Source organism: Streptomyces prasinopilosus (assembly GCF_001419695.1).
Lineage (GTDB): Bacteria > Actinomycetota > Actinomycetes > Streptomycetales > Streptomycetaceae > Streptomyces > Streptomyces prasinopilosus.
In genome coordinates, this window is record NZ_LIRG01000030.1 from 1 (window position 1) to 7,902 (window position 7,902).

8 protein-coding genes are annotated in these 7,902 nt (G+C 70.3%); 5 read left to right on the forward strand and 3 right to left on the reverse strand.

The annotated features are described in order from the left end of the window. From AOK18_RS01950 to AOK18_RS01960, 3 genes are all read right to left on the reverse strand, one after another. The coding region (locus AOK18_RS01950) for a helix-turn-helix domain-containing protein (RefSeq protein WP_157864996.1) at nucleotides 1–479 on the reverse strand (479 nt) is incomplete at its 3' end. 250 nt (nucleotides 480–729) lie between these two features. Continuing rightward, nucleotides 730–1,314, reverse strand: coding sequence for a hypothetical protein (locus tag AOK18_RS01955; RefSeq protein WP_055570361.1), 585 nt, complete (start codon nucleotides 1,312–1,314; stop codon nucleotides 730–732). Continuing rightward, a complete protein-coding gene (locus AOK18_RS01960) occupies nucleotides 1,311–1,985 on the reverse strand; it encodes a class II aldolase/adducin family protein (protein ID WP_055693118.1) in 675 nt (224 codons plus the stop codon). Before AOK18_RS01960 ends, AOK18_RS01955 begins: the two co-directional genes overlap by 4 nt. Before the next feature lie 699 nt (nucleotides 1,986–2,684). On the opposite strand from AOK18_RS01960, the gene AOK18_RS01965 reads away from it, so the two are divergent. The 5 genes from AOK18_RS01965 to metK form a co-directional block, all read left to right on the forward strand. After that, nucleotides 2,685–3,671: a class I SAM-dependent methyltransferase gene (locus AOK18_RS01965; RefSeq protein WP_055693119.1), complete on the forward strand. Its 987-nt coding sequence runs from the start codon at nucleotides 2,685–2,687 to the stop codon at nucleotides 3,669–3,671. 139 nt (nucleotides 3,672–3,810) lie between these two features. After that, entirely contained in the window at nucleotides 3,811–4,809 is a 999-nt protein-coding gene (locus tag AOK18_RS01970; protein ID WP_055570364.1) for a PLP-dependent cysteine synthase family protein, read from the forward strand. 20 nt (nucleotides 4,810–4,829) lie between these two features. Then, complete coding sequence (locus AOK18_RS01975; protein ID WP_167738639.1) at nucleotides 4,830–5,801, forward strand: DMT family transporter; 972 nt, start codon at nucleotides 4,830–4,832, stop codon at nucleotides 5,799–5,801. A 58-nt stretch (nucleotides 5,802–5,859) separates the two neighbouring features. Continuing rightward, nucleotides 5,860–6,507, forward strand: a complete 648-nt coding sequence (locus tag AOK18_RS01980) for a class I SAM-dependent DNA methyltransferase (RefSeq protein ID WP_055570366.1) — start codon at nucleotides 5,860–5,862, stop codon at nucleotides 6,505–6,507. Nucleotides 6,508–6,671: 164 nt separating this feature from the next. Beyond that, nucleotides 6,672–7,902: methionine adenosyltransferase (gene metK, locus AOK18_RS01985; RefSeq protein ID WP_079104802.1), on the forward strand; the 1,231-nt coding region annotated here is incomplete at its 3' end.

Here is a 7,902-nt window from a genome sequence, read left to right on the forward strand (position 1 = left end):
GCCCACTGCACCGCGAGCGCGGTCTTCCCCACGCCGGGCGGGCCGTTGATCACCGCCACGGGTACCGCGAGTCTGCGCTCGCGGCCTTGAAGCAGCCCGTCCAGTCGCCGCAGGTCCTCATGGCGTCCAACGAAGTGCCTTTTCGCCGCGGGCAGTTGGGCGGGCCGGACCCAGCCCTGCTGCCGGCGGGTCGCCGCTTCCAGAGCGGAGGCGATGGCGGTGAAGGCGTCTCCGGCGTGCAGCGCCCGGTCGCAGGCCTTCGCGAAGCCCACCGACGGCGACCGCTTGCCGGTCTCGACCTTGCTGATGTGGCCCGGGTCGAAATGCACCAGAGCGGCGAACCGCGTGAGCGAAAGCCCGCGCCTCGTCCGGTGGGCCCGCAGCAACTGCCCGAACGTCGCCGGTGTGCCGGCGGGAGAGCCGGTTCTCTCCTGGGCACGCTGAGTCGACGACGAGCCCTGAGCTGGTTCTCGTATCACTGTCTAGCCCCCAGAATTGTGCTTCTGATCCAGAACGGCCGGCTCGGACCGGGATGGCCGCGACGGCCGCGCCCGCTTCCGGGCCCGGGCGGTGGTCCCGGTGATCCGGGTCGCACGCTTCGGACCGTCCCGACGGCCGTGGAGGGACGCGGCGGAAGCCGGCGGCCCCCGTCGAGGAGAGGGCCGGGTGCGGAAGGTCGTGCCCCGCACCGGCGGGGACGGCCGCGGAGGTCTCCGGCGACGCGCCGGGCTAGCCGCCCGGTGACGCCAGCAGATCGTCGTGGGTCGGGAAACGGGAGGCGATGCCGTCCGGCAGGAGCCGGACGGCCCCGCCGTCGGCCCGCTGCAGGAAACGGATCGCGGTGCAGTTCGGGCGGGCGCCCGCGTCGAACCAGTGAGGCGTACGGCCGGGTACGGACAGCAGGTCCCCCGCCGTGCACAGCACCGCGTACACCTGGCCCGCGACGTGGAGGGAGAAGCATCCCGTCCCCGCCACGACGAAGCGCACCAGGTCGTCGTCGTGGACGTGCTCCCGCAGGAAATCCTCACGCGCCGGGCCCGTCCGCCGGCCCCGGCCCGTACCGGCCCGCGGGGGAGTCAGGCGGACGACGTCGACGATCCGGTGGCCGCCCTCGGCTCTCAGGTGGTCGATGTGGCTCTCGTAGGCCTTCATGACCGTGGCGTCGTCGGCGTCGGCCGGAAGCCGGCGGGCCGCGTGCCACCGGACGAGGCGCACACCGATCCCGAGCAGTTCCCCGTGGATGACGTCCAGGTCGTCGGTCCGCACACGCACCGTCCCCGGTGCGTCCTCCGGCATGATCTGAAGCCGCGTCACCGGGCGTTCACCCCGGCCGCGGCGGGTTCACCGGCGTCCGCTCCGGCCCGGGGCAGGTGGCCGAGCCGTTCGACGCGCTCCAGCCCGGCGAGTGCTTCGCCGGTGTCACGGCCCCAGGCGACCAGGCCGTTCCGTCCGACGAGCAGAACCGGAGGGGGGCCGGCGACCGAGGCGTCGAGAGCGGCCGCCACGTCCTCGGCGACGCGCGACGCATCGGGCTGGTCCGTGACGAGCGGTTCCGCGGGCAGGCGGGCGTCCGGCAAGCCGGGCGTCCGTGCCGTGTCCGGTTCCCCGGGGACCGCTCGGCCGGAGCGACCGCCGCCGTCGGCCGAGGGGGTGAGCGCCTCGACGCACGGCCCCTGCGCGTAGATCACCGCTCCGCAGTCGGGCAGCCGCCGGTAGAGGGCGAGGTGCACCGCGGTTTCGTCCGGGGGCCACTCGCTCTCCCCGATCAGCGGCAGCCCTCGGAACGGGTCGACCATCACGGTGCCCTGGCGGCCCGTCAGCCTTCCGTCCGGATCGCCGGCGGTGATCAGAACCGCTTCGCCCGATCGGACCGAGACGCTGCCGGACGTTCCCGCCGGCCGGGCACGCCGACCCAGGGACCGGCCGAGTGCCGAGAGGTGCCGGCGTTGCGACTCGGCGTCGTCGCGGATGCGTACGGGTTTCACGGGTTCCCTCCTCCCGTGCGGGCCGGGGGCCGCGTCCTCGCGCGCCGGTCGCCGCCGCGCCATCGGCCTCTTGGCGAACCGACGGCGCACGTTCCGGGGACAGCCGATGCCTCACCAGCCGCTACGACGGACGGATGGAGCAACACGCGCACATCTCCTTCACCAAGGGGGAGGAACGGTGACGTATACCAACCGGTATAGCTACATGCTAGGGAGTTGATCTTCGGGGTGTCAACGGGGCCCTCCCGATGCGACTGGAAACCTTTCTTCCGTTGCGGTCCGGTCACGTCTCTGCTAGTTGACGACCCGTCAGCGGACGGAGTCCGTCCGCTTCATGGCGGTATGCAGATCATTGCGGCCCGGTCACGCGCGTCCGGGGCAATGGCAGGAAAGAACACACGCCGGCCGGCCGGTGCACCGGCGAACACCGGACCGGCGCACCCGGCACCGGGGCGAGGGGCCCGTGTTGCCACCGTTGCCTGACGACAGGCAACAGGGCGTCCCTTGTAAAGCCTTGCCGGGCGTGACGATAGTGGAATCACCGCCACCGCAGGACGCCGTTCCTCGTGAAGGGCGCCGTCCGACCGCAGTCGTTCCCTTCGGCACAGACCGTTCCGCGTGCCCGTCGACCCCCGTCGCATCGGGCCGGCCGGAGAATCCCGCGGAAGCAGTGCCGTCGCCACCTCTAAGGAGACCGAAATGGGTACACGCGTCGACCATGCCGAACTGGTCGTGTCACCCGGCGAGTTCTTCCGGATAAGCGAAACAGAACGGATCAGGTCGTCCATCGGGCTCCGGCTCTCGGACCACTCCTACCTCCCGAAGGCGGAGGATCCGCGCGCCGACTGGGTGGCGAGCGTTGCCGTGCCGGCGTTCAAGACGCTGGCGCGCATGGGCGTACTCGCCCCGCGGTTCTGCACGATCGGGACGGGGGCGGGCCTCGACGCCCTCGCGGCCGTGGAGATCCTGCAGGCACGCACCGTCGGTTTCACCGACCTCCACGAGGACGTCCTCGCGTACGCGCGGGACAACATCCGCGGCAACCTCCTGAACGAGGACGTCGAACTGGTCGGAGGCGCGGGCGACCTCCTCGCCCCGCTGGCCGGCAGGCTGTCGCAGATCGACGTGATCTACGAGAACCTCCCCAACATCCCGATGACGGGCACCGAGGACCTGGCCGACGGCCAGACGAGCTCGACCTTCATCACCGAGCGCAGCGAGGAGATCCCCGGCTTCACGGAGAAGAACCTCACAACATTGCACTACCTGGCCCTCCAGCAGGCGCATCCCCTCCTCCGGGTCGGCGGGCGCGTGCTGTCGTCGATCGGTGCGCGCATTCCGCTGTCCGAGATCCTGGCCCTCTCCGGAGCCGCCGGCTACAACGGCAGCATCCTGACCTACACCTGGAAGGTCCAGTCCGAACCGGCCGAGGTGGTCGGCGGATACGCCCAGTGGGAGAGGGAGGGCCTGGGACCGTTCCACTTCTACCCGGTGAACGTGCTGCACGACGCCTTCGAGGGCTTGTCGCCCGCGACGGCCGGGGCGCAGGCCCTGAAACTGGAGGAGGAGCTGGCGCCGTTCGAGATATCGGCGCTGGACGCCCTGGCTCTGGTGAAGAGGGGCGAAAGGGTCGGTCACACGGTCGCGATCCTCGACTCGGTGAAGATTCCCGACTCCGCCCTCTGACCGGGTTTCGGCATCCCTTCGGCGCACTGACGGTCCGCGGCGGACGGTGGGGCACCGGGCCGGTTCCGGCCCGGTGTCCGCGGCACACCCGCCGCACCCGCTCTCCACCGCCGTTTTCCCCATCCCCTAAGGAGTCGGCATGAATGTCCAGTCGTTCATCGGCGGGACGCCCCTCGTCGAACTGAGGACCTTCGACGTTCCGGCCGGTGTCCGGATATTCGCCAAGGCCGAGTTCATGAATCCGGGGGGCAGCATCAAGGACCGGATCGTCCGCCACATCCTCGACGACGCCGAGCGCCGCGGTCTGCTCCGGCCCGGCGCGACCATCGTGGAGAACACCTCCGGGAACACGGGTGCGGCGATCGCGATGCTGGCGGCGACACGGGGCTACCGCGTGGTCCTGACCATGCCGGACAAGGTGAGCGAGGAGAAGCGGGACACGTTGCGCGCCCTGGGCGCCGAGGTCATCGTCTGCCCGACCTCGGCCCCGCCGGACTCGGCCGAGCACTACGTGACGTGCGCGCGGCGCATCCACGCGGAGACGCCGGGCTCGTTCATGCTCAACCAGTACGACAACCCGCTCAACGCGGAGGCGCACTTCCGGTCGACGGGCCCCGAGATCTGGGAGGCGCTCGGGCGGTCGGTGACGGCGTTCGTCGCATCGGGGAGCACGGGCGGCACGATCTCCGGAACCTCGCGGTTCCTGAAGTCGAGGAATCCGTCCGTGACGTCCGTCCTGCTCGATCCGGTGGGTTCCATCTACCACCGCTACTTCCACGAGGGCGTCGTCGACCCCGCGCAGATCGCACCGTACTTCGTCGAGGGCGCGGGCGAGGACCACCTGGCGAAGTGCATGGACTTCTCGGTCGTCGACGACGTGCTGCAGTTCACCGACGCCGACGCCTTCGCCACCTGCCGGCACCTCGCCGAACGCGAGGGGCTCCTCTGCGGTGGCACCTCGGGTGCCAACGTGTGGGGAGCCGTGCGGGTGGCCCGATCACTGAGGGAACCGGCCACGGTCGTCACCGTCCTGCCGGACAGCGGAAGCAAGTACATCTCCAAGGTGTACAACCGGGACTGGCTGGTGCGGAACGGCTTCGCCGCCGGCCGGGATCTCTCACTGGAGACGACCGCGTAATGGGGAGCACGCAGAGGAACGTGACAGCGGCGCTGACGGCCGCCCTGCTGTGGGCCTTCGCCTTCCCCGCCCCGGCCGCCGTCAAGCCGGCGAGCGAACTGCTCCTGGTCACCGGCCGGTACTCCCTGTTCGGCCTGTGCGGCCTGTACGTCCTGTGCCGGGGCCGGCGGCAGCTCAGGCTGATGCCGACGCGCAGGATCCTGTTCGGCCTGTACATAGGCTTCGTGGGGTACTTCGTCTTCTACATCTGCGTCTCGTACTCCGCCACCATGGGCAGCGGCTTCATCACCGCGGTCATCGTGGGGTCCTCGCCGATCACCATCGCGGTGGCCGGCAACTTCGCGGAGAAGCGCATGTCGTGGAGCGAGCTGGTCGCGCCGGTCCTCCTGATCCTCTCCGGCCTCACCCTCCTGAGCGCCGTGGACTTCATCCACGAAGGACCCTCGGACCGCGCGCACGACTCGCTTCTCGGGATCCTGCTGGCCATCATGGCCATGCTCACCTGGTCCTACTTCGTCGTCCGCAACGCCCAGTCGCAGCGCACCTGGGAGACGAAGCCGGACCCCAAGATCTGGGCGGCGCTGGTGGCCATGGGGGCAGGCGGTGCCTCCATGGTCCTGCTGCCCTTCGCCATCGCCACGACGCCCGAGGAGACCTTCTCCCCGTACCCCCTTTTCAAGATCATCGCCTGGTGCGTCTTCCTCGGGGTCATCGGCTCCTGGTGGGGCACGTACATCTGGGTGAAGGCGGCGCAGGGCATTCCGGTTCCCCTGGTCGGGCCGTTGCTCGCCACGGAGACGATCTTCGGCGCGATCATGAGTCTCCCGGCGGAACGGCGGACGCCCACCTGGACGGAGGTCGGCGGCGCCCTGTTCATTCTTGCCGGAATCGCCGTCTACATGGCGTTCGACGTGAAGAACTCCCGATCGCGGGGGGACGGCGCCGGCGCCGAGCAGAAACCGGACGCGTCAGACGTGCCCGCGGCGACATAGCGGAGCGAGGAAGAGAACGGTCACGATCGTCGATCCGAACCCACAGGGAGTAATCCGCATGAGCAGCTCCTTCACGAACATCAAGCAGTCCCACGTCTTCTTCGACGACGCCCCGGGGCTGAAGAACTACTACGAGGACTGGGCGTCGCGGTACGACGTGGACCTGGCGGACCAGAAATGGGTGGCGCCCCGTGTGGCGGCCAACCTCGTGCACCTGCTCGCCTCCGCCTACGTCACGCCGGACACGACCGTCTTCGACGCCGGCTGCGGCACCGGCCTCGTCGGCAGTGTCCTGCGCACCCTGGGCGACTACGTGATCGACGGCGTCGACCTCTCGGAGAACATGGCCGCCGAGGCCCTCAGGACCCAGGCGTACCGGAAGGTCCACGGCGGCGTGGACCTCTCGGTGCCCCGGCGCGACGACCGTCTGGACCAGTACGGCATTGTGGTCAGCAGCGGTGTGTTCACCCTGGGCCACGTGCGCCCCACGGCGCTGCTCACCCTGATCGAGTACGCCCTGCCCGGCGGCCTGATCGCGGTGTCCACCCGCGGCAGCTACGCGGCCGAGACGGGATTCGAGGAGTTCGCCCGGTCCGAGGAGGTCGCCGCCCTGGTCTCCCTGGAGTTCAAGCTGGGGGACGCCCACTACATCGCCGAGGAGAGCGCCGACTACTGGGTCTTCCGCAAGACCGGTCCGGTTCGGTGACGGGGGCCCCGCACCGCTGATCGGGCCCGGAACCACCCCTCCTTCCGACTCCGCGTCAAAAGCACGCGCGGCCGCCGGCGGTGACGGGGCCACGCACCTCCGGCTCCGGCCGCCGGGGCCGCGCGCACGCCGACCGGTATCCACCACGTCTGCCCTGGAGTGTCATGTCGCGCAGCCTGTTCACCTCGGAGTCCGTGACCGAGGGACATCCCGACAAGATCGCCGACCAGATCAGCGACACCATCCTCGACGCACTGCTGCGCGCCGACCCCGCGTCGCGCGTGGCGGTCGAAACCCTGATCACCACCGGCCAGGTGCACGTCACGGGCGAGGTGACGACCTCCGCCTACGTCGACATCGCCGCCCTGGTCCGCGAGAAGATCCTCGACATAGGCTACGACTCCTCGGCCAAGGGGTTCGACGGTGCCTCCTGCGGGGTGTCGGTGTCGATCGGCGCGCAGTCCCCCGACATCGCGCAAGGCGTCGACGAGGCGTACGAGAGCAGGCGGGAGAGCTCGGTCACGGGCGGTGCGGCCGACGGGCTCGACCGGCAGGGCGCGGGGGACCAGGGTCTGATGTTCGGTTACGCGACCGCCGAGACGCCCTCCCTGATGCCGTTGCCGATCGAGCTGGCCCACCGGCTCTCGCGCCGTCTGACGGAAGTCCGCAAGGACGGCACCGTCCCCTACCTGCGCCCGGACGGCAAGACCCAGGTCACCGTCGAGTACCTGGGCAGTCGGCCCGTACGCCTGGACACGGTCGTCGTCTCCTCGCAGCACGCGGGCGACATCGACCTGGACGGCCTGCTCACCCCCGACATCCGCGCCGAGGTCGTCGAGCACGTCCTGGCCCGGCTCGCCGAGGACGGCATCAAGCTGGAGACCGAGGGCTACCGCCTGCTGGTCAACCCCACCGGCCGGTTCGAGATCGGCGGCCCGATGGGCGACGCCGGCCTGACCGGCCGCAAGATCATCATCGACACCTACGGCGGTTACGCCCGCCACGGCGGCGGCGCCTTCTCCGGCAAGGACCCGTCCAAGGTGGACCGTTCGGCGGCGTACGCGATGCGCTGGGTGGCCAAGAACGTGGTCGCGGCGGGTCTGGCCGCCCGCTGCGAGGTCCAGGTGGCGTACGCGATCGGCAAGGCCGAGCCCGTGGGCCTGTTCGTCGAGACCTTCGGCAGCAACACGGTCGCCGTCGAGAGGATCGAGAACGCCGTCTTCGAGGTCTTCGACCTCCGCCCGGCCGCCATCATCCGCGATCTCGACCTGCTGCGTCCGATCTACGCCCGGACCGCCGCCTACGGCCACTTCGGCCGGGAACTGCCCGACTTCACCTGGGAGCGCACCGACCGCGCGGACGCCCTGCGCAGGGCGTCCGCGCGGTCGGTGCGCT

Excerpts from the sequence above, each read along its gene's own strand:
- AOK18_RS01980 (WP_055570366.1), top strand. The coding sequence starts at position 5,860 with ATGAGCAGCTCCTTCACGAACATCAAGCAGTCCCACGTCTTCTTCGAC.
- AOK18_RS01965 (WP_055693119.1), top strand. The coding sequence starts at position 2,685 with ATGGGTACACGCGTCGACCATGCCGAACTGGTCGTGTCACCCGGCGAG.
- AOK18_RS01970 (WP_055570364.1), top strand. The coding sequence starts at position 3,811 with ATGAATGTCCAGTCGTTCATCGGCGGGACGCCCCTCGTCGAACTGAGG.